The organism is Roseburia sp. OM03-7AC (genome assembly GCF_003462625.1).
Taxonomy (GTDB): Bacteria; Bacillota; Clostridia; order Lachnospirales; family Lachnospiraceae; genus Roseburia_C; species Roseburia_C amylophila.
The window spans coordinates 1,083,455-1,102,405 of the sequence record NZ_QTZJ01000001.1; the positions used below are offsets into that span (position 1 = coordinate 1,083,455).

25 protein-coding genes are annotated in these 18,951 nt (G+C 40.0%); 1 reads left to right on the forward strand and 24 read right to left on the reverse strand.

Going from position 1 to position 18,951, the window contains the following annotated elements; translation table 11 throughout:
- Nucleotides 1-66 precede the first annotated feature (66 nt).
- Nucleotides 67-969: a primase alpha helix C-terminal domain-containing protein gene (locus tag DXB39_RS05255; RefSeq protein WP_117840723.1), complete on the reverse strand. Its 903-nt coding sequence runs from the start codon at nucleotides 967-969 to the stop codon at nucleotides 67-69.
- 246 nt (nucleotides 970-1,215) lie between these two features.
- On the reverse strand, nucleotides 1,216-1,935 hold the full coding sequence (locus DXB39_RS05260) for a hypothetical protein (RefSeq protein WP_117840721.1): 720 nt from the start codon (nucleotides 1,933-1,935) through the stop codon (nucleotides 1,216-1,218).
- A gap of 423 nt (nucleotides 1,936-2,358) precedes the next feature.
- Here DXB39_RS05260 and DXB39_RS05265 point away from each other — a divergent pair, with 423 nt between their 5' ends.
- A complete protein-coding gene (locus DXB39_RS05265) occupies nucleotides 2,359-2,994 on the forward strand; it encodes a helix-turn-helix domain-containing protein (RefSeq protein WP_158565954.1) in 636 nt (211 codons plus the stop codon).
- A 128-nt stretch (nucleotides 2,995-3,122) separates the two neighbouring features.
- Here the strand turns inward: DXB39_RS05265 and DXB39_RS05270 are convergent, their stop codons facing one another.
- The 22 genes from DXB39_RS05270 to DXB39_RS05365 all read right to left on the reverse strand — a co-directional run bounded on the left by DXB39_RS05270 (nucleotide 3,123) and on the right by DXB39_RS05365 (nucleotide 18,760).
- On the reverse strand, nucleotides 3,123-3,308 hold the full coding sequence (locus tag DXB39_RS05270) for a hypothetical protein (protein WP_117840718.1): 186 nt from the start codon (nucleotides 3,306-3,308) through the stop codon (nucleotides 3,123-3,125).
- Entirely contained in the window at nucleotides 3,308-4,117 is an 810-nt protein-coding gene (locus tag DXB39_RS05275) for a helix-turn-helix domain-containing protein (RefSeq protein WP_158565956.1), read from the reverse strand. Before DXB39_RS05275 ends, DXB39_RS05270 begins: the two co-directional genes overlap by 1 nt.
- A 163-nt stretch (nucleotides 4,118-4,280) precedes the next feature.
- Nucleotides 4,281-4,448 carry a hypothetical protein gene (locus tag DXB39_RS14895; RefSeq protein ID WP_199535114.1) on the reverse strand — a complete coding sequence of 56 codons (168 nt, stop codon included), beginning with the start codon at nucleotides 4,446-4,448 and terminating at the stop codon, nucleotides 4,281-4,283.
- Nucleotides 4,449-4,610: 162 nt separating this feature from the next.
- Complete coding sequence (locus DXB39_RS05280; protein WP_117840714.1) at nucleotides 4,611-4,889, reverse strand: hypothetical protein; 279 nt, start codon at nucleotides 4,887-4,889, stop codon at nucleotides 4,611-4,613.
- Between the two features lie 295 nt (nucleotides 4,890-5,184).
- Complete coding sequence (locus tag DXB39_RS05285) at nucleotides 5,185-5,745, reverse strand: hypothetical protein (protein ID WP_117840712.1); 561 nt, start codon at nucleotides 5,743-5,745, stop codon at nucleotides 5,185-5,187.
- Between the two features lie 11 nt (nucleotides 5,746-5,756).
- Nucleotides 5,757-6,167, reverse strand: a complete 411-nt coding sequence (locus DXB39_RS05290) for a peptide deformylase (protein WP_117840710.1) — start codon at nucleotides 6,165-6,167, stop codon at nucleotides 5,757-5,759.
- A gap of 1 nt (nucleotide 6,168) precedes the next feature.
- Nucleotides 6,169-6,387 (reverse strand): aspartate dehydrogenase, encoded by a 219-nt coding sequence (locus tag DXB39_RS05295; protein ID WP_117840709.1) that lies wholly within the window; start codon nucleotides 6,385-6,387, stop codon nucleotides 6,169-6,171.
- Entirely contained in the window at nucleotides 6,374-6,850 is a 477-nt protein-coding gene (locus DXB39_RS05300) for a YaiI/YqxD family protein (RefSeq protein ID WP_117840707.1), read from the reverse strand. Before DXB39_RS05300 ends, DXB39_RS05295 begins: the two co-directional genes overlap by 14 nt.
- 2 nt (nucleotides 6,851-6,852) lie before the next feature.
- Nucleotides 6,853-7,218 carry a DUF4186 domain-containing protein gene (locus tag DXB39_RS05305; RefSeq protein WP_117840705.1) on the reverse strand — a complete coding sequence of 122 codons (366 nt, stop codon included), beginning with the start codon at nucleotides 7,216-7,218 and terminating at the stop codon, nucleotides 6,853-6,855.
- Entirely contained in the window at nucleotides 7,218-7,610 is a 393-nt protein-coding gene (locus DXB39_RS05310) for a pyridoxamine 5'-phosphate oxidase family protein (protein WP_117840704.1), read from the reverse strand. The genes DXB39_RS05305 and DXB39_RS05310 overlap by 1 nt, the downstream gene beginning before the upstream one ends.
- A gap of 116 nt (nucleotides 7,611-7,726) precedes the next feature.
- A complete protein-coding gene (locus DXB39_RS05315; RefSeq protein WP_147343714.1) occupies nucleotides 7,727-8,224 on the reverse strand; it encodes a hypothetical protein in 498 nt (165 codons plus the stop codon).
- 200 nt (nucleotides 8,225-8,424) lie between these two features.
- Nucleotides 8,425-8,583, reverse strand: a complete 159-nt coding sequence (locus DXB39_RS14750; protein ID WP_158561481.1) for a hypothetical protein — start codon at nucleotides 8,581-8,583, stop codon at nucleotides 8,425-8,427.
- A 4-nt stretch (nucleotides 8,584-8,587) separates the two neighbouring features.
- On the reverse strand, nucleotides 8,588-9,055 hold the full coding sequence (locus DXB39_RS05320; protein WP_243005985.1) for a hypothetical protein: 468 nt from the start codon (nucleotides 9,053-9,055) through the stop codon (nucleotides 8,588-8,590).
- Between the two features lie 167 nt (nucleotides 9,056-9,222).
- Nucleotides 9,223-10,643 (reverse strand): IS3 family transposase gene (locus tag DXB39_RS05325; RefSeq protein WP_243005984.1). Its coding sequence is split into 2 segments (ribosomal slippage): nucleotides 9,223-10,121 and nucleotides 10,121-10,643, totalling 1,422 coding nucleotides; the frame shifts between segments, so codons are not numbered across the junction.
- Nucleotides 10,644-10,732: 89 nt separating this feature from the next.
- Nucleotides 10,733-11,842: a hypothetical protein gene (locus DXB39_RS05330; protein ID WP_117840698.1), complete on the reverse strand. Its 1,110-nt coding sequence runs from the start codon at nucleotides 11,840-11,842 to the stop codon at nucleotides 10,733-10,735.
- 12 nt (nucleotides 11,843-11,854) lie between these two features.
- Nucleotides 11,855-12,844 carry a guanosine polyphosphate pyrophosphohydrolase gene (locus DXB39_RS05335; RefSeq protein WP_117698592.1) on the reverse strand — a complete coding sequence of 330 codons (990 nt, stop codon included), beginning with the start codon at nucleotides 12,842-12,844 and terminating at the stop codon, nucleotides 11,855-11,857.
- 22 nt (nucleotides 12,845-12,866) lie between these two features.
- Nucleotides 12,867-13,934, reverse strand: a complete 1,068-nt coding sequence (locus tag DXB39_RS05340) for a lysozyme inhibitor LprI family protein (protein ID WP_117840696.1) — start codon at nucleotides 13,932-13,934, stop codon at nucleotides 12,867-12,869.
- A 51-nt stretch (nucleotides 13,935-13,985) separates the two neighbouring features.
- Nucleotides 13,986-15,035 carry a GGDEF domain-containing protein gene (locus DXB39_RS05345; RefSeq protein ID WP_117840694.1) on the reverse strand — a complete coding sequence of 350 codons (1,050 nt, stop codon included), beginning with the start codon at nucleotides 15,033-15,035 and terminating at the stop codon, nucleotides 13,986-13,988.
- 15 nt (nucleotides 15,036-15,050) lie between these two features.
- Entirely contained in the window at nucleotides 15,051-15,698 is a 648-nt protein-coding gene (locus tag DXB39_RS05350; RefSeq protein WP_117840692.1) for an HAD family hydrolase, read from the reverse strand.
- A gap of 30 nt (nucleotides 15,699-15,728) precedes the next feature.
- Nucleotides 15,729-16,088: a sensor histidine kinase gene (locus DXB39_RS05355; RefSeq protein WP_117698596.1), complete on the reverse strand. Its 360-nt coding sequence runs from the start codon at nucleotides 16,086-16,088 to the stop codon at nucleotides 15,729-15,731.
- 8 nt (nucleotides 16,089-16,096) lie between these two features.
- Nucleotides 16,097-17,632, reverse strand: coding sequence for an ABC transporter permease (locus DXB39_RS05360; protein ID WP_117840690.1), 1,536 nt, complete (start codon nucleotides 17,630-17,632; stop codon nucleotides 16,097-16,099).
- 282 nt (nucleotides 17,633-17,914) lie between these two features.
- A complete protein-coding gene (locus DXB39_RS05365) occupies nucleotides 17,915-18,760 on the reverse strand; it encodes a DegV family protein (RefSeq protein ID WP_158565960.1) in 846 nt (281 codons plus the stop codon).
- Between the last annotated feature and the right edge of the window lie 191 nt (nucleotides 18,761-18,951).

Consider the following 18,951-nt stretch of genomic DNA (forward strand, 5'->3'; position numbering starts at 1 on the left):
TCAGGTAAATTCAAAAAAAGCTGAGCATCCAGCCCAGCTTAAATTTAACCATTCTTCTATATTGCTTTAAACATCTTCTGTGACACAGGCTTCTCTCCTTGCGTCCGTTCCAATTCTTTTCTGGCATTCTGCAAGTCCTCCAGCCGCTTCAAAGTCAGCAGGCTTGATGGAACCAAACTCTGCATTGTACTGATCCGGTGCCACATATCCTTCCTGGGTAACGATTGTCTTCTTATAAAACTTCACTGCACTGTTCCATATGGTATTGAGTTCTTCCTCTTCAAGTGGCGGATCACATCTCTGAGCATGAATCTCAAAGGCTTCTCTTGCCTTATCAGTAACCCCGTACTTCTTAAGAACCCTGCTGGCAAATCTGCTCATGGTGTTGTTGCGGCTACCCTCTAAAATCGGACCACTTGCAGAAGGTGTTTCTTCATTAGAAATCTCCACCACAATGTCTTCATCAATGGTTGTCCATCCTTCGTGCCATACCACTTCACCACTATCCGCACCGAAAATAAATCTCGCAGCATCCAGAGCATTACCGTCAAAAAATGGATATGCATTATGGATTGCCGCCTTCAATGCTGCATGCGCTGAGGAATCCGTAATCTCTTCAATTTCAGAGTAAACATGGTATTTAGGTCTTGCAGCCTTACCATTCTTAGCAACCATATGGTTTCTGCTTGGAGCCACTGCATATGAAATATCAGGAAGAAGTTCTTCCAGCTTCTCTGCCGTGATCCATTCATCCGGATTATCTGTATGGTCGTTATCAAGATCCATGACAACCACATTTGACTTAATGAAATTATCAATGCTGCGGTAATTTTTCTTATATTCCGCACACACATGATTCATCTTTACCGCTTCCTGTAGCTCCGATGCATTAGTAACCGCTACCTTATTGGGATAACTACAATTCTTTGCATCAGCAGTTACATTCGCTGTCTGTAAAATCAATTGCATGTCTTTCCTCCTGTTAAATTTTTCCACTTATTATTCCTGGTCTTTTCATCCCATGGGAATCACCCCCTTCGCCGTGTTCGGGGTTCTTATCAAGCTCCCTCTACTGGTCAAAGGAGATTCAGACCAATATTTTCCGAACTTTTTTCAAAAAACTTTGCAGTTATCCTGCACCGTCAGAATCGCTTCCTTATACAAAGAAAAAACCTCCTCATCGTGCGTGTGGATTTCCTTATTCATACAATTGCTTTACAGATAATCAACGGTTCCTCTGAATTCTTCATATATCGGTCTGAGTCTCTTTACCCAGTCATATAATGTACTATCAGCCTTACCCATAATTTTTGATGCGGTCTTCATATTGTATTCTTCGCCAAGAATATTGATAAGCTCCACATACTTAGTATATTTAGGATAGTGCTCAACAATATACTCTCCAAGATCCTTAAGAAGTCTCATGTAGATGTCCGCATCTGAGTATTTTTTTGACTCAGGCTCAAATGCATCAACATTACCGTCTCCATCTTCCACATCAAAAGTAGAAAAGTTTATCTTACCGTTCACTGGACGGAATAAACGGTTGTATCCATATGGACACTCTTCACATTTAACCGCTATAGTCTTCTTCTGACCAGGGGCTCCGGTATAATCAGGATTCTTCACTCTTAATGGGCAGCGCATGCTCTTACCATTGCTGCCGCAAATCTCACAACGATTCTCCATTCTGTACTGGACCTCCTGTCTCCATTCTTCCTGCTTCCAATCAGAATAAAACTGTGCGCCCTCTTCGGTAGAGATATCAACTGCAAACTTAAGTGCAGGTACCCACGCACCTTCTACACGCATTCTGCTGATTTCAATACCTGCTCTCTCTTCTTCTGGAGCTGCTTTAAACTGCTTGATGCTTTCCCCTGTAGTCTCTACATACAGATACTTCTTACCTTCTTCAACATTTACTCTGGTTTCCATTTTTTGTCCTTTCTGCTGTGTGCTTTCACGCCACAAGCGAGGACAAGAGCCGACCAGAGCTGCTGATAATGCCGTAACAAAAATGGACACACGACAATAAAGCGGGAATAGTCTCTGATTACGAACCTCCACCCACTTTGGGTGTTGTATCGAAAACCAGTATTCTTATCCTCGCCTTGTAGTCGCGCGCCCACAGGCTTTGAAATAAATTATTGTTTTTGACGGATTATAGGTTCCGCCGAACCTTTATCTATGAGAACTGCCGTAGCAGATATCTCCTACTTTCCTAGGCCTTCAAAAGCTTACTTTTTCCGGCTCAACAGAGATTTTTGTTGTCTCCATTGTACTTTTTGTGCTATAACATATTCAAAAGGAGCTTACTCATATCTTTTGTGTATGCTTTATGTATTGGAGGAATATGTTATGGCTACCAATTATCACGATATTCTCATTGAGAATATTGAAACACTTATGAGAGAACGAAATATAAGCCAGGCTGACATAATCCGTGGTACCGGAATCCCTCAGCCACAAATGAGCAAAGCTCTTAATAGAACTAAAGGCAACCGCTTCACTTTCGAGCAAACAATAGCTATCGCTGATTTCTTTGATGTATCCGTAGACTATCTTGTAGGTCGTAAGCTCGATCAGCCTTCTACTGAACAACTTTCCAACAAAGAAATCTGTAAGATACTCATGCAGCTTATTGAAAGTGGTGTTATCAATTACACCGACCAGACCATCAAAGAAGACAAATACCTGGAAGTGAACTATCCGACAAACGACTACCCATATGAATACAAGAAAGAAAACAGTACTTACCATATGTTCTACTTCTCAGAGTTCATAAACCCCGACATCACCGGCCTTTGCGAAGAACAGCTCGACGAACTCAACTGGGATTTTTCAACTGGCGGTAATGGCAACGAAAAGTCAGCTGAAATCAATGCCTTCCTCAACTATTTCTTCAAGCTTTACGATGTCTACAAACGAAACGACCTTCCTCGTGAAATCTTCGACCAGGCTATCTCTGACCGTCTGGATAAACTGAAGAAATAAAAAAAGCCGGAGCCCAGACTCCAGCATTAGTTATAGATATAGTTATCCAATAACTCTTACTGAAGTCTTGACTCCGGCGGTTGGTATCTCGGTATATCGGATCCGATTGCTCGGTAGTTCAAACCATGTTAACTTGCTCTCTTTTCAAAAAAATCCATTATTTGTTTCTCCATTTCGGATGTTTCCACACAGATACACCCTTTTATATTTTGAGTATAATATCTATAAATATTCCCATGTTCATCAGCCTCTACATCAAAAATTCTTTTAGGTTTTGGGAAATCGCTATTATATATAGGAATTCTCCAAGTCATTACTCATCACCTCCACTATTAAACACTTCCATTAAATCTATGCAAATGCTATCTATGAAGTTCTGCATGTAATGAACTGATGGCTGTGAAATAATAGTCAATTCTATCCTTTCACGTTCTGCAGCTGTACATTCCAAAGTTTTCCCAGCTGTTCTTAATCCGTCTACTGCAGGCTCATTATACAAAAATACATAGAAGAGCTTTTTATCATCATCATCTTGTGTAAATAACGCTTCGTTATATTCATTCAGATATAACAAATCCTCAGGCAACCCGCTTAGTGTATCAGACCACTTATAATGAGCAGATGTATAACCTCTTTTGGGTGTATCTGTTAATGACGGTATTCTCCATTCATTACCATATTTTTTTGCCGTTCGTATTTTACCTCTTCTTATCCATTGACGAACAGTTACAACTTCTACACCATGAAGAGAAGCGAACTCATCCACCGTCAACAGACTCGTTGGCACAGATAATATTGTAAAAACTTGATCAAGTTCTTCAAGCGATGGATCCTCTGGATATCCCTCATACAATATATAATGAACTAATTGTAAATCAGCTCCACTATAATTAACTCCCCAATCGTAACACCAACCATTCTCTAATTGTTCCATTAATGTTGAAGATAGTATTTTGTCCTTCAAATTTTCTAATAAGTTTTTCAATGTTGCATAATATGCGTAAGAATGATTTGGATCTGTCTCAGCATGTAACAGAATCTTTTCTAATGTACTGTCAATATCCTCTATCAAATCGCTCTTATTCATTGAGTGGTGTTTTCTAAAAAAATCATAATCTATCATACGCGACCTCCATATGTATTGCCCTCCTTCCATTGTATTGTATCAATACATTTTTGTATTGTCAAGCATTTTGTATTGTAACAATACATTTAATAATTAAAAACCTGACAAAGCATAGGGATATCCTCTCTATACTTCGTCAGGCTTTGGTCGCTATAATTTCTTATGCGCCGATTCGCTCAGTACGAATCTTCTTTTTGTGGAAGCGGACTGCAATCACACCTTTACAGATAGGACACTTGATTTTAATAATGCCCTCAACTGCTTCCGGATCTGCATCAAACAACCTTTTATTTTTACAACATGGACAAGCCACATGCACTTCCTGCATTCATTTTTCGCCTCCTGATAAGAAGGCCAGCTAAAAGGGATGTCAAACTGACCGTTGATAATGTCAATCATTCCTTTGCACTGCTCCGTGACTTGGTACCTAAGTTAGCGATGAAATAAATATAGTAAACATATGTTCGATTATCAATGTTTTTCGTCGAAACTAATTCAATGTTCCTATATCGTCAACTTGAATATAATTTAATACAGCTGGATCCGAGTCAAAACTTCTGTTATAGTGCATTTCCAGGCTAAACTCACATTTTCCAACTGCTTCCTTAAGCGCCTCAATATTCTCAACACCAAAGAGTTCCATCTTTTTTTTACAATATCGTTTGGACTTCATCTTTCCCCATTCTAATATTGTATTCTGGGCATATACATAAAAGGGTGGGAACCAATAATCTCCTCTCCACCCTTTTGTCTCTTCTGGAAGATTCAAACCATTACATACTTGATAAAGAAAAAGATCTGCTTCAGCGATAGCATTCTTTGTATTTATAGGATTAGGGTGTCAAAAGGTTTATAACCTTTGATATAAATTTGTACCTTGAAAACTTAACACGATATACAAAAACATTGGATTCTCTGGTAAAATATAGATAAGATTTTGTGAGGTGATCCACCGGATGTTTAACGATTATCCACATTTTCTGTTTTTCATTTGCCCATTTGTAGTATTACCGTAGTTCTCAAATGCATTAACAACCAAACTATGCCCACGGGGTACTGTTGCTTTAACATTTATATACTTCACAAATCACCTTCCTAATATCTTTTATATTTCCATTTAATTCATAATAGGATGAACTCATTTCCCGGATAATATCAGATTTATTATAACCAACCAAAAGCATTTTTACTATTCTTCTTTTTTTCGCATCATCTATTTTGCACAAAATATTTTCAATCATAATTTTACTAATTATTTTTCTTTCAAAATCAATGTATATATTACTAATCTCATCAAACGTTTTTTCAAAATATAATATATATTCTTCTATAGTATTATAACTGCAAATACCTGCTTTAGGATTTCTCTTTAACCGTTTTTTATCTCTAAAATAATTACTATAATAGCTATCTAATGTTTTCCATATAATAGTTTTTATACTATACTTTTTCAACTCATTATCCCTATAATATTTTTCAATTCCCCTTATATATGGTATATGCAAATTACTTCTCCACTCTGAATCCTTTAATCCTCTTCTTTTCATATAGACTGACAACAAATAATAATTATCTTCTGCAGCCACACATTCTTCGCCTGTCATTTTATTTAATTGTTCTTCCATGTTTCTACCTTCTAAATCACCACTCCATTACAATGATCTATCTCATGCTGAATTATCTGCGCTGTCCAGCCGGAATATTTTCCATGCTGCCGCTTAAAATTCTGGCCAAGATAATTCACCTCTATCTCCTGGTATCTGGTACAGGGACGAACTCCTTCTAATGACAGACATCCTTCCTTTGTCTGATACGCCCCAGACTTTTTTGTAATTACCGGATTAATCATTATAAACTGGAATGGTCCCGCTGCCACTACGATAATGTTCTTTTTCACGCCAATCATATTTGCTGCCATACCAACGCAATGTTCCAGATTAGCTCTTAGTGTATCTAATAAATCTATGGCAACCTGCTTATCTGCTTCTGTTGCATCCACTGATTTCTGTGCAAGAAATAACGGATCTTTTACTATTTTCTTTACCATGTCAGTATTCCTTTGCTATATCTTCATTTATTCCATACATAGACTTAAATTGTTCCAGGTCTGCCGGATTTTTTATCAGCATAACTTCTTCTATCATGCCGGTATGTATATCTTTAAAGCCAGCAACCTGCTCTCCATTGCAAATGCTCGCTTTAATTACAGGCTTTTTATTTTCCTTATCATAGGACTGTGTTATTATTTTCTTTTTAAAAAGTGCCATCCTGACGACCACCATCCTTTGACTGTACCACTAGCACAAGTTTCTCAAATGACTGTGCGAAACGCTCATCATCTTCATTTGTCCGCTTCCTTGTTCCCTTAATATGATTCTTAGAAGAACTTCGTCTTGCTTTCTTATTAAGATGTCTTTCCATCAGCATTCGGTCAATATTTTCATCCGTGTACCACTTGCCGGATTGATGCATCGCATATGCACCCTTGCCAAGTGCCATTGCAGCAACGCCATAATCCTGAGACACTACAATATCTCCCTTATGACAAATACTAATCAGCTTATAATCTACTGCATCAGCTCCGGCTCCCACCACAATCACTTCACTGTAATCAGAATATAATACATGATTTGTATCACACAGTAATGTAACTGGAATATGATATTTTTCTGCAATTGTCTCAACAACGTCAACTACCGGACAGGCATCCGCATCTACAAATATCTGCATTATTACCTCTCCATTTCTTTCTGTATCCACGTCATAATTACATCCACACGGTAATCCTGCTGCACTTCACGCAATTCTCTGCCTGGCTGCATCTTGTGCCATTTCCGAATGCACTCCCTGCAGCATGTAGCAGTTGCGTGCTGTGCTATAAATACAGGATGTCCCTTGGTCGGAGTCTGTTTCCCATCATTTGGAATTACCGCCGGAGCTTCTCTTTTGGCAATAAAGTCTTTAGCATGTTGCCGGATAGTATCCATTCCCTTTTCATTTACATAATCGATATCTTTCTGTTTCAGATGAAAACTGCTGCGGAACTTGGAATTACCCAGTCGCTCGAACAGCTGCTTATACCATTCGTCTTTCGTCATTAGAATTTCACTACTTCCGGCTCATGGGTAAATGATGAGAAGGTGGCTGTTGCATTCTTAAAATAGAATACCTCTGTATTACCATCATCTGCAGAATACATCTTCTGTAATGAAGGATATGCATCCAGCATGGACTGTCTTGCTTCCCTGCGGTCATCTTCTACAAGTTCACCTGCTACACGAAGCCACTCACCATTCTTAAAAGCACATATTTCAACCTTTGGATTGGTGTGAATCTGCTTTGAAACATCCTTAATCTTACCTGTCTGAATATAAAGCTTTCCCTCAAAAATGTGAGCTGTTCCGAAAGGTCTGACTCTCGGCTGGTCTCCCTCAACTGTTGCCAGATAATATGTTTCTGCTTCTTTTAAAAATTTTTCTACTCGTTCCATTGATTCATCCTCCTTTGATTATGCCCTCATTATCAGCTTTTTCATATAATTTATCGTACATCAAAATATTTGATTTTTCAATGTGAAAACAGTTCTGTCAATGCTGCCTCCCATTCCTACTCTCCCAGCATCTCCAGAAGTTTCTCCACCCTGCTCTTCTCATCCAGTCTCTTCAGCATCCCCATGTCATGGTTCTTAATATAGCATACTACATCATAAAAATTGGTCGAAGGTAATTTCTGCTTATGATATCCCTCCATACATTTTGTATGTACTTTTAATGCATTGTTTTTTCTCGCTTTATAATTTTCATGATGCAATTTTACTACTTTGTCATCCCGAATATAAATTAGCCATCTGCTGAATGTGGTGCGGATAAATACAGCATCTACAGATATATGATATTCCACCCGAAATTTATCGCATATCAGACTCATGTTTTCTGTCGTCAATGGCAATTGCCTCAGATAACTGGCTGTTTCATGCAATTTTCTACCCGATTGCGGCCCCCAGCCAAGCCGGCTCCAGCTGTCTGTGCAGCCACATACTTTACAGACTTCATTTCCATTGAAAACAGCTGTTTTTCCGCAAATCTGCCACTTTATCTTTGACATATTCTGAACATAACGGCAATTTTCTGTATGCAATTTATGTGTTTTCGGATTCCTATAACAGAATTCCTTTTCTGTCTGTTTTTCATATTCTTTATAGCAGCTGCAAAACAACAGATACATATAATTTGCATCATGTTTGGAATAATGCAGATAATTCTTTTTATATTCTATTCCCGCCTGCCTTAAAGCTCTTTCAAATCCTATCTGATTTCTGCCATCACCTGTAGCTGTTCATCTGTTGCCACAATGCCAATCTGTACCGGCTCTCTATCCTCTATCCCCTTTGTTCCGGGCGTCTGATTCCACTCCATGTCTACAAATAAATATTCAAATGTTTCTGCCATTTTCTTATCTGTCACTCGATCACCAGTCCTCATCCCACTCGTCCATTGCATCATCTACGCCTTCTGCATAATCGTCATCTGTATCGTACCTGTCTGAATCGTAGTCTCCGTCCATATAAATGTCATCATATCCATCATCATATGAATCATAATAGTAATGTTTTGTTGTACTGCTGCCAGAATTTCCACTATTCGTATATTTTGTAGTCTGTTCTGTTTTCTCCGTATTACTGCCTGTTGCTCCACTGTCAGATGGTTTACTATATGAATCTTTACTGTCTGACGAAGTGCTGTCTGATGGCGTGCTATGATAAGATGATGATGGTTTGTGAATATAGCAATAGTCACTTCCAGATGCACGCTTATTGTCACATCCGGCTTTGATACATTTTGGTTCACTGGTCTTACCCAGTGTTCCTATTAGAAAAAGTACAAGAACAAATACAAGAACTACCAATACACTTTGTCCAAAAGAATTTTTTCTCATCTTACACGGTCTCCTCTTTGCATTTGATTCATTAATAACTATCCCTTTTATAAGTCCATTAACACGGTCTTATTATTATTTTTTCCACTTTTCCCATAAAGAAAAAAGGTGAGGTGACCCCTCAAAGTTAGACTTTTACGAGGCGACTTCGGTCGTCTCGTTTTTCTTTATGCAGCTAAAAGATGGAGCCTGTATTGAACAGGACTCATCCATCCCAACTTTTCTTTTATTCGTTTCTCGTTGTAGTATTTTATAAAACGTTCTATCTCTGATTTTAATTCCTCGTAGCTGTAATAAACAACACCGTAGTAAATTTCTTGTTTGAGCAGTCCAAAGAAATTTTCCATTACGGAATTGTCCAGACAGTTTCCTTTTCTGGACATGCTTTGAAATATCCGTTCTTCTTTTAGTCTATGGGAATATGCCTTCATCTGGTAAGCCCATCCCTGATCTGAGTGAAAAGTTCTTCTGTATGGGCAGTCCGCAGTAGTTTCAATTGCTTTATCTAAAGCATCCATTACGTTTTTGGCAGAAGGTCTCTGATCTATCCCGTAGCTAAGTATTTCACCATTACACATATCCATAAACGGATCGAGATAAAGCTTATGCATAGTCACATGCCCTTTCTCATCAATTTCATAATACTTGAACTCACTGGTATCTGTAGTGATTTTCTGATGAGGTATATGTGTATCAAAACGTCTGCGAATCCTATTCGGTGCAACGGTGCCAATCTTACCTCTATAAGAACTATACTTCCTGCTTTTACGAGTATAGGACATCACCTGTAATCCGAGCTTTTGAACAATACGTTGAACTTTCTTTTTATTTATGGAATATCCTTGATTACGAAGTTCTCCGAGAATCCTACGATATCCATAATCCTTATGTTCTTTACGAATTTCGAGTATCTTTTCCTCAATTTCCTGATCCGGATTTTTTCTATCAAAACGCTTTTGCCAATACATATATGTGGTTTTTGGCATTCCAGTATATGAGAGAAGGTCTTTTAATTTGAACTGTCTTCGGAGGCTGCTGATGATTCTTGCCGTTCTCTCATTTTTGCTTTGTCCTCTAAACGCAGTCTCCTCAGTTCTTTTAAAAACGCATTCTCGATTCTTAATTTAAGAAGTTCTTCTTCTAGTTCTTTTACATGCTCTGCACTTGTATCAACAGAAGATTCTTCAACGAGTTTGTTTTGTGTATTGTCATCAGATGTGTTTAATGTTTTCTTTCGTCCTTTTTTACGTGGTCTCAGCGCATCAGGACCCGCCACTCGAAAGCGATTACCCCAATTGACAATCATTGACGGATTAGTAATTCCTTCTTGTAGAGCCAAATCTTGATACGAGATTTCACTTGATAAATATAACTCTACAACAGAAAGCTTCTTTTTGAAAGAGTAGTTCTCTTTTTTTCGAGAACGTTTTAATCCTTCATCTCCGAATTCTTTATACGCAGCAAGCCATTTCCTGAGCTGAGAATTTGATCCAAGCCCATACTTTGTAGAAAGATACTGTGTGCCACCTTCTCCATTTATGTATTCTAGAACTACTTTTTTCTTGAATTCAAAAGAATATTTAGCCATAAAAATACCGACCTCCAATCGTTAGATTTTTAGGTCTAACTTTTTGGGGTCGATACAGATCATCTGAAAAGCCTGTACATATTATATTCCTAATCCTGCTTATCCTCTTCCATAACTTTTTCCTCCTTAACTTCTTCCTCCATAACTTCTTCCTCCAAAATCTCTTTCTCCAACAGCTCATCCTCCGGAGCATCTTTTCTTAACTTCTCCCGGAACTGCTCTTTCTTGGCTGCCACAGCGTCCTTGAGGGCAAGCTTCTTCTCTTCGCGGTTCTCTAAGGCTTCCTGCTTCTTTGCGTCACGTAGTTTTTGCTGTTCTTCGCGCTGCGCGGCTTTCTTAAGCTCTTTTTCCTGGCGCTGCTCTTCTTTGATGCGAAGCTTCTCGGCTTTATCCTGCTCCTTCTGCTGCAGGCGGTTCTGGCGAAGTTCGTCTTTCGCCTGCTGCTTCTGGCTCTTCTTGACCTGCTTTTTGGCGGAACGCTCGATAGAACGGATCATGCTCTTGGCATCACCGACTCTGCGGCGGGCACTGCGGTATGGATCGTAGAGGAAATAGGATGCTGTGGTAAGTGCCAGCAGCACCAGTCCTACGATAAGGCAGATTGGAAGCAGGAAATCGTAGAAGCCGTACTTTAATTCATAGCCGATAAAGAGAACCAGCATCACCGGGAAAACTACTGCTGAGAAAATATCACAGATGAGTCTCCAGAGAAAGAAGCACTGCTTCTGGTGTACAAAAATGGCAGCCTGCACGCCGGTAAAGAACATCAGCATCAGACAGATTTGTGATGTGATTCCATGTAAAAAGCCTACAAAGACGCACAATGCCAGTGAAAGGAAAAACATGGCAAGGGCGTAGCCTCTGCGGTATGCATATTTATATTCCCGCATTCCCTCTCGCTTATCTGCACTCAGGTCATGGATTTCATATATCCGGTCATTGACCCGCTCCTTCATATCCTCCCGGTATTTGCGGCCTTCTCTGGCATGTGCCATATTTTCGTCCATGTCTTCGTCCAGTTCCTGCAACATTTTCTGTTCCATAAAAATCTGCTGCAGCAACTCATCTTCCCGCTCTCTGCGCTTTGTGATTTCATCCTGAATCCAGCTTGCCTTCTGCATCTGGAGACTCTCTTTCATCCATTGTTCCTTTTCCATATTTTCACCCATAGCTGCCTTCTCCGTTTCATACGCTTCCATTCTGTTCTATTTCTAATCAATCAAATCATTCTGAAATCTCGACAAATGCTCATAAGGAAGAATCAGTCTTCCCCGGTATAAGCCGCAGCCGTCATTCATCAGGCTGTTGCTTACTGCTGTAAACATGTCGACATCCACACCGGAAAGCTCCAGTTCCTGCAAACGCCTGCACCGTTCATAAGCTTCATCAAAATAAATGCATTCTCCCTCCGGGATGGTATCCCGGCGTGCTCTGGATGCTTCCTGCTTTTTCTCATAATTAATATGATTGGCGGAACCGATTTCTGCAATGTCATCCATCTGCTTTGTGCGAAGCTGCATTTCCACATAACATCTCGCACTGTTATCATAAAAAGTAATATGTAAGGATTTGTAATCGTCCTCCTTTTCGCTGGTGATATAATCCCTGTAATATGGTTTTACAGCATCATCCAAAAGCGGGGAACTGCTTCTTAAGACACCGCCTGTCGGCTCTGCCGTAAATCCACGCTCCTCTAAAAACTGTGGCAGCACATTTGCAATCTGATAAAGGTGCTTTAATTCCTCTTCTTCGCGGTTCTCATGATTTTTCAAATGACACCGTGGCATGGAAATCACAATCCGATATGCAATCAGATCACGGAAGCAGTTCAGCTTTTCCTTTAATTCTGCAATGTCCGGATAGCTTTTATGCTTTTTATAATAATCATAAATATACTCTACAATATAGCCGTTGAATTTGCCCTCCGCACGAATCAGTGACTTAATTCTTCCTTTAAAAGTAAAGGAAAGATAAGGATATTCCATTGCCATATATTTGTAGAACTCACGGATTTTCTGGGACTGCGCTGTCAGGAAATCATTGTGCTCTAACAGCTCCATAATCTGAATCAGGAAATTGCAGTGCACCAGATCCACTTCATTTTTTGATACTTTTGCGGATGCCCGGAGGTCCTGCGTATACTTTTTCAATATCCGGAACACCGTTGCTCCGGAGTATAAGTAATCATTTAATGTAACCATTTTTCCTCGCTAAAATATCTTTTTATTTCAAATACTCTGCCAGTTCATATACCCTGTTTCTTGTTAATTCTGCCGCCTTATCATTTTCCAATAATGGCTGCAGGCTTCCGCCCTCGGCATCTTTGCCGGCTTCCTCTACTGCACTGTCTTTTGTCTTAATCCAGTCACGCTCTTCCTGGGTAAGAGTCGTCATAGTGTCCTCATCCAAAGTCTCTTTTAAACGGCTCCAGATAGAATTCAGCTCATTATCCCACAACTGATACAACTGCAGAGACAGGGTATTCATTTCCTGCTGTGCCAGTTCTCCACTGGAAAGGTCTTCCTGCATGGCTGCTGCTTTCTCCTCGATTTTCTGCAATTCACTCTCTATGGATACATCGGAAGTTGTGGTTTTATCATTTACCGTAACCTTATCTCCACTCGGTCCTAAAAAGGTATCAAAGGTCAGCACATTAAAAATTGCATAGAATGGAAGCGTCGTATCATCATCGGTAAGACCAAGGGATGCCCAGTCCAGGAATCTTTCCGGCAATTCATCTAACGGTGCACCCGGCAGATAAATATATAAATCATAAACCTCTTCCAACCCAGCCGGTCCCGTGTAAATATATTTCACGCCGCCTTTAATTTCCGTGTCGCCTTCTGTTTCCTTCGTTGCAATATTCTCCAACTGCATCTCATAGGTATAATCATTTATCTTTTCCGGCTGGGTGAATTTTCCATAGAAATCACAATAGTAAAGGGTTCCATTTGGATATCCATCCCCGCTATCTCCCGCATCTGCATCATGATAATTTCCCACAAAAGAGCCATCCTCGGATAAAATCAATGTAGAATCCCATGCGCCGGCTCCGCTGGTAAACATAAAACTTTCTCCTGCAAGCTGTGCAAAAATGTCATCTTCATCCACATTTTCCGTTTCTGTCTCCTCTGTCACCTCTTCTGAGTTTTCCGTTTCTTCCGTCTCAGTCACTGCCTCTGTTTCTGTGGTCTTTTTCTCCGGCTCCACGACTCTTCTTCCACAAGCCGCAAACGTTGACATTCCCAACGCTGCACTTAATATCATTGCTAAAAACTTTTTCCCTTTCATAAACGAATCCTCCTGATGTTCCTTTTCATTTCTCGCCCCTTTTTTATCTTTCTATGATTCTAAATCAAAGACATCCTGGTTTCTTCCCCGCTCCTTTGCAGCATAGAGCTTCTCATCCGCTAAGCGGTATAATACCGTAACAGCAATCCCTTCTGTATAATGCTGTACTCCACTGCTGAAAGAACATTCGATATTCTTTTCATGCTTTGTAAATTCTTTATATTCCCATCTTATATGCTCTAGCATTTTACCGATTTCATCCGTGTTCATCCCCTTTAAAACCAGCATAAATTCTTCTCCGCCAAAGCGTACTGCAATCCCTTTATTCTTTACATGCTTTGTTAAAAGTCTTGCAAATTCCACCAGAATAATATCTCCAAATCCATGTCCGTATGTGTCATTCACATGTTTAAAGAAGTCAAGGTCAATCAGTACCGCATCAAATTCTTCCTTCTCATCCAGAATAAGGTCTCCCAGATACTGATTTAAATAACGACGATTATAGATTCCGGTCAGTGCATCTTTATCTGCGGCATCTTTCAACTGTTCATTCAACTTCTTTACTTCTTCTTCCTGTCTCTGTCTCTGCATCTGAAGCAGGATAGAAATTAAAAAGACACAAAGTAAAACGATAAGCAGGGAACAAAGTGTGCTCTGCAGCACGACTTCTTTTGACAGTTTTTCACTTTCCAGCGGTCTCATATAGGCTAAAATAACTGCTGCCACATCTGCTACAATTACCACGCCGGCAAACCGGATTGCATTTCCGGTTGGAATAAAAATCGCAATTGCTACCATCGCAAGTACCATGTATACAATCGTTCCCGTCTGATATATATAATACAGTGCCGGAAATTCCACAAGGCTTAATACTGCTATCATCAAATAAGACGCATAACGTATCTGTCCTTTTTTAATTCCAATGAAACTTCCTGCGACCATAAGTAACATACAGATTCCGCAGAAAATCGTTGTTCCGCTCCATCCGAAAATCAATGCATTTCCAATAAATCCTGCCAGATTTCCGATACAGCTTCCCATTGCCAGCACATAAAACTGTCTGCGGCTCACATCAATCGAAGTATCAAATAAAAAATTCATCTTCCCTCTCCCATTTTATGAAAATAAGTTTTTCAATTCATCCAGTGTATTTACACATATCGTAAGTTTCTTTTTTAATTCATCATCCGGCTGTGTCTGGTCCGGAACCATTGCCACCTGACAGCCTGCCTGACAAGCACTCATAACCCCATTGGGCGAATCCTCCACCGCAAGGCATTCTTCCGGAGCAAGTCCAAGTTGTGCACATGCAAAAGTATAGATATCCGGTGCCGGCTTTCCATGTTCTACCATAGCTGCACTGATAATTTCATCAAAGTACGGATACAGTCCTATCTGCTTTAAATATCTTGTGGTACGCTCCATATCGGTTGCCGTTGCAACTGCCCGCCGGATTTTCTTTTCTTTTAAGAAATTCAATAACTCAACAGCTCCTCTTTTTATCTCAATACCGTTCTTTGCAAGATATTCCTCCATCAATTCCTTCCGGTAAGCCCGGATAGCCGGATAGTCAAGATTCTCATCTGCAAACATTTCCTTTAAATGCGCCGGTGCAAAGGGTTGTCCTAAGGAACGCATGGACAATGCCTGCTCATCACTCATTTCATAGCCAAAATGCGCCATTGCCTTAGGCCAGCAGATTCTGTAGTATTTCTCTGTATCAATTAACGTTCCATCCATGTCAAATAAAACTGCTTTTATCATATTACATTTTCTTCCTGCCTTTTTCATTGACTAATTTGCCATACCCACTACCACAGTTACCGAAAAAAGATTTTCTTCCTGTTTCAGGAAAACATCCCCGTTCATTTTATGCATCAGCTTTCTGCATATATAAAGCCCCAGTCCGCTTCCTTCCTGGCTTCCTGCATTGGAGCCACGATAGAAGCTGTCAAAAAGATGCGGAAGTTCTTCTGCCGGAAGAACTTCTCCTGTATTTTCCACGGTAATCAGCACACAGTCTTCTTCTTTTGAAATTGATATACCAATTTTTTTGCCACTACCATATTTTATAGCATTTTCTATGATATTCTGCAATACTTCCAGCAAACGTTCTGTATCTGCTTTCACCAGAAAATTCTGATACTCCCCCATGTTAAACCCTATATGAAGCTGTAAAAGTTTATCTTTATAGTATACTGTATCTCGACGGACTTTTCCGATGGCATGCCTTCTTCCGTAAGTTCTTCTGCCAGGCAATCTAATTCTTTTGCCAAATCAGCCCGGGTCTTTCCCGCCATATTCTCCATTGCCTGTGATACATCTGATATGTAGATATCACTTTCTTTTCCAAATGTCGTAATCAGATTCTTACTTTTCATGGTATCTGTTGTAATAACCACTCCCAGCATAAAAACGGAACAGAGGAAAAAGGACAATATAATCGTAAGGAACCGTCTTGGACTGCTTAAAATATCATTGACTGCCAGATACCAGGTACTGTTAAAACGGCTTTTTCCCAGCCGGTAAATGGATTTCTTTTTAAAGCGTTCTCCGGACTGACCGTTTCGAATAGCATCCACCGGTGTCAGCTTCTTTACTTTTCCGGTACACCGGTATGCAAACCAGATGGTAACTGCAATAACGATAAGTGCTCCAATGAAATTTGCTGTAATGGCATGACTGTTTCCCAACATCATATTTTCTGTCACGGACTGCAACAGCATATTGCCAAATGGAATACTTGCCAGGAATCCAATTGCGGCTCCAACAACAGCCAGCATCAGATATTTTACAAGATAAAGGCTTCGTATCTTAAAGTCCGTAATTCCGATGGCTTTCATGACACCGATTTCCCGGTATTCCTCTGTCACCGTAAAAGTAATCGTAAATTTCAACACTGCAAAGGATACTATCATCAGGCATACACTTAAAACCAGCACCACAAATGCCACAATCATATCCATGACATAACACAATTTAAAAATGTCCCGTCCCCGGTTAAATAGGATGTTGGATGCATTGCTTAATAAAGAGGCTATTTCCGATGGATTGTCTGTGTCAATATAAATGATCTCGCCACGGTATTCTGCAAGACTTTCATCCGATGCAAATTTCTGATAATCCGCTTCATTTAAAATAAATCTTTTATTTCCCATAAATTCAGAACCCAGCAGCGCATCTTTTGCTTTTCCGGCAATCGTAAGCTCCACACTGTTTTTGCCATGGGTAATCGTAAGTTTATCTCCCTCTTTTAAATCATTTGCATCTAAGAAATTTCCTGTGACATAGACCTCACCCTCAGGCACTTTTGTAAGCTCCTTATTATCCTTTGTGAAAAAATGTATCTCACTTTCGGAAATGGATTCTATGATCATTGGCTTGTTTGCCATATCAAGTTCTTTTCCCTCTGCCTTGATATTCCCCTTGGTTGCATACATAATATGATCCATGCGGTAGTCTTTTACATACTGACAGGTATCCAAAAGCTCCGGCACACCGCCATCCCCCTGCTGGGTCAGTACTACATAATCTCCAATGTCTGCCTGATTAAGATAATAATCGGTTCCATTTACTACCGTCAGTACATTGTTCAGCCCGCTTGCCACAAACATGGCAGCTAAAATAATAAACAGCAAAATTACAATATTAATTGTTTTCTTTCGCTTTAAGTCTTTGCGTAAGATATCCCAAAACATCTTCTGCTCCTTTCTATCCTCTTAGTATACCTCAACTACGCGAAACGCGCTTTGCGATTTTCTCGCTACTTGTAACAAAGAATGTACCTTGGCACATTCTCGCGCCTGCGGCGGTCGCTTGCGACATCTACCTTATACGCCGCAGTGTGCATCCTCGCGGAGCGTTTTTTACTTTGCAGGCAATTTCCTGTAAAGCAAAAAAAGAACCGGCAAAGTTTTATTTCCTTTGCTGGTTCTACTATAACGAATCAATTATTAAAGAATCCTTAAATCTGAAAATTCTTATTTCATGCTTTCTTTTAAAATAAATGCCATCAGCAGTGCATCCGGTCCGATATGGGTTCCGATTGCCATTCCAACTTCATGAAGACTGCTTTCTGTCAGGGAAAAAGCTTCCATGGTTTCTTTCCGGAATTCCTCTCCCATTTCCGGGTTATTGCTGTGAGCAAATTCTACCGGCATGCAGCTATCCACTTCTCCTTTTTTCAAAAATGCCTGCATTCCGCTTTTGGCTGCCTTTATGCCGCGGGCTTTGGAATATCCTTCAATCTCTCCATTCCGGAGCAGCAGTACCGGCTTGATTCCCATTACATTTCCCACTGCTGCAACTACCGGAGAAATACGTCCGCCCTTTTTCAAATATAATAATGTAGACGGAACACCGGTAAGATAAGTCCTGTGCTTTACTTCTTCTAAGATTCCTGCAATCTCTTCTGCACCTTTGCCTTCCTCTCTTAACTTCACTGCATACTCCACCAGAAGCCGCAAGGATAAGGATGCCTGCAGGGAATCCACGATATATATCTTTTCATATCCGCACATTTCCTTCGCCAGCACTGCCCCATTATAAGTTCCCGAAAGCTTCGAGGAAATAAGTATCACCAGCACTTCTTCGCCTGCTTCTTCTGCCGCTTCATACTTTTCTAAAAATGCTGCCGGTGATGGCTGGCTGGATACCGGAAGTTGTTCCTCGCTGCGCAGTTTCTCATAAAATGCTTTGAAATTCTCTTCTGTATTCCGGTCAAATATAACATCTTCAAAGTTTGCCGAAATCGGCACCAGATCCACGCCCATTGCCTTTGCTTCGATTTCTAATATATCAGATCCTGTATCTGTAATTATCTTCATTTTCGTCTCCATCTCTTGACTGTTGTCTGTATCTATGCCACACTATATGTGAGATAATTTATATCACATTGTTGTAGCTACATAAGTAGCATTGTAGCATAGTTTTCCCTTTTTTCAACGGTTTGATGTGAGACATTTTATATCATTTTGTATCATGATACGGATGTGGTGCCGGCAGGTGGGACAGAATA

Coding starts and splice junctions, on each gene's coding strand:
- DXB39_RS05320 (WP_243005985.1), bottom strand. CDS start 9,055: ATGAGAAAAAATTCTTTTGGACAAAGTGTATTGGTAGTTCTTGTATTT.
- DXB39_RS05290 (WP_117840710.1), bottom strand. CDS start 6,167: ATGGTAAAGAAAATAGTAAAAGATCCGTTATTTCTTGCACAGAAATCA.
- DXB39_RS05270 (WP_117840718.1), bottom strand. CDS start 3,308: ATGACTTGGAGAATTCCTATATATAATAGCGATTTCCCAAAACCTAAA.
- DXB39_RS05260 (WP_117840721.1), bottom strand. CDS start 1,935: ATGGAAACCAGAGTAAATGTTGAAGAAGGTAAGAAGTATCTGTATGTA.
- DXB39_RS05330 (WP_117840698.1), bottom strand. CDS start 11,842: ATGGAAGCGTATGAAACGGAGAAGGCAGCTATGGGTGAAAATATGGAA.
- DXB39_RS05305 (WP_117840705.1), bottom strand. CDS start 7,218: ATGACGAAAGACGAATGGTATAAGCAGCTGTTCGAGCGACTGGGTAAT.
- DXB39_RS05265 (WP_158565954.1), top strand. CDS start 2,359: ATGGCTACCAATTATCACGATATTCTCATTGAGAATATTGAAACACTT.
- DXB39_RS05350 (WP_117840692.1), bottom strand. CDS start 15,698: ATGATAAAAGCAGTTTTATTTGACATGGATGGAACGTTAATTGATACA.
- DXB39_RS05315 (WP_147343714.1), bottom strand. CDS start 8,224: ATGTCAAAGATAAAGTGGCAGATTTGCGGAAAAACAGCTGTTTTCAAT.
- DXB39_RS05355 (WP_117698596.1), bottom strand. CDS start 16,088: ATGGGGGAGTATCAGAATTTTCTGGTGAAAGCAGATACAGAACGTTTG.
- DXB39_RS05335 (WP_117698592.1), bottom strand. CDS start 12,844: ATGGTTACATTAAATGATTACTTATACTCCGGAGCAACGGTGTTCCGG.
- DXB39_RS05275 (WP_158565956.1), bottom strand. CDS start 4,117: ATGATAGATTATGATTTTTTTAGAAAACACCACTCAATGAATAAGAGC.
- DXB39_RS14895 (WP_199535114.1), bottom strand. CDS start 4,448: ATGCAGGAAGTGCATGTGGCTTGTCCATGTTGTAAAAATAAAAGGTTG.
- DXB39_RS05255 (WP_117840723.1), bottom strand. CDS start 969: ATGCAATTGATTTTACAGACAGCGAATGTAACTGCTGATGCAAAGAAT.
- DXB39_RS05365 (WP_158565960.1), bottom strand. CDS start 18,760: ATGAAGATAATTACAGATACAGGATCTGATATATTAGAAATCGAAGCA.
- DXB39_RS05345 (WP_117840694.1), bottom strand. CDS start 15,035: ATGAATTTTTTATTTGATACTTCGATTGATGTGAGCCGCAGACAGTTT.
- DXB39_RS05285 (WP_117840712.1), bottom strand. CDS start 5,745: ATGGAAGAACAATTAAATAAAATGACAGGCGAAGAATGTGTGGCTGCA.
- DXB39_RS05295 (WP_117840709.1), bottom strand. CDS start 6,387: ATGGCACTTTTTAAAAAGAAAATAATAACACAGTCCTATGATAAGGAA.
- DXB39_RS05340 (WP_117840696.1), bottom strand. CDS start 13,934: ATGAAAGGGAAAAAGTTTTTAGCAATGATATTAAGTGCAGCGTTGGGA.
- DXB39_RS05300 (WP_117840707.1), bottom strand. CDS start 6,850: ATGCAGATATTTGTAGATGCGGATGCCTGTCCGGTAGTTGACGTTGTT.
- DXB39_RS05360 (WP_117840690.1), bottom strand. CDS start 17,632: ATGTTTTGGGATATCTTACGCAAAGACTTAAAGCGAAAGAAAACAATT.
- DXB39_RS05310 (WP_117840704.1), bottom strand. CDS start 7,610: ATGGAACGAGTAGAAAAATTTTTAAAAGAAGCAGAAACATATTATCTG.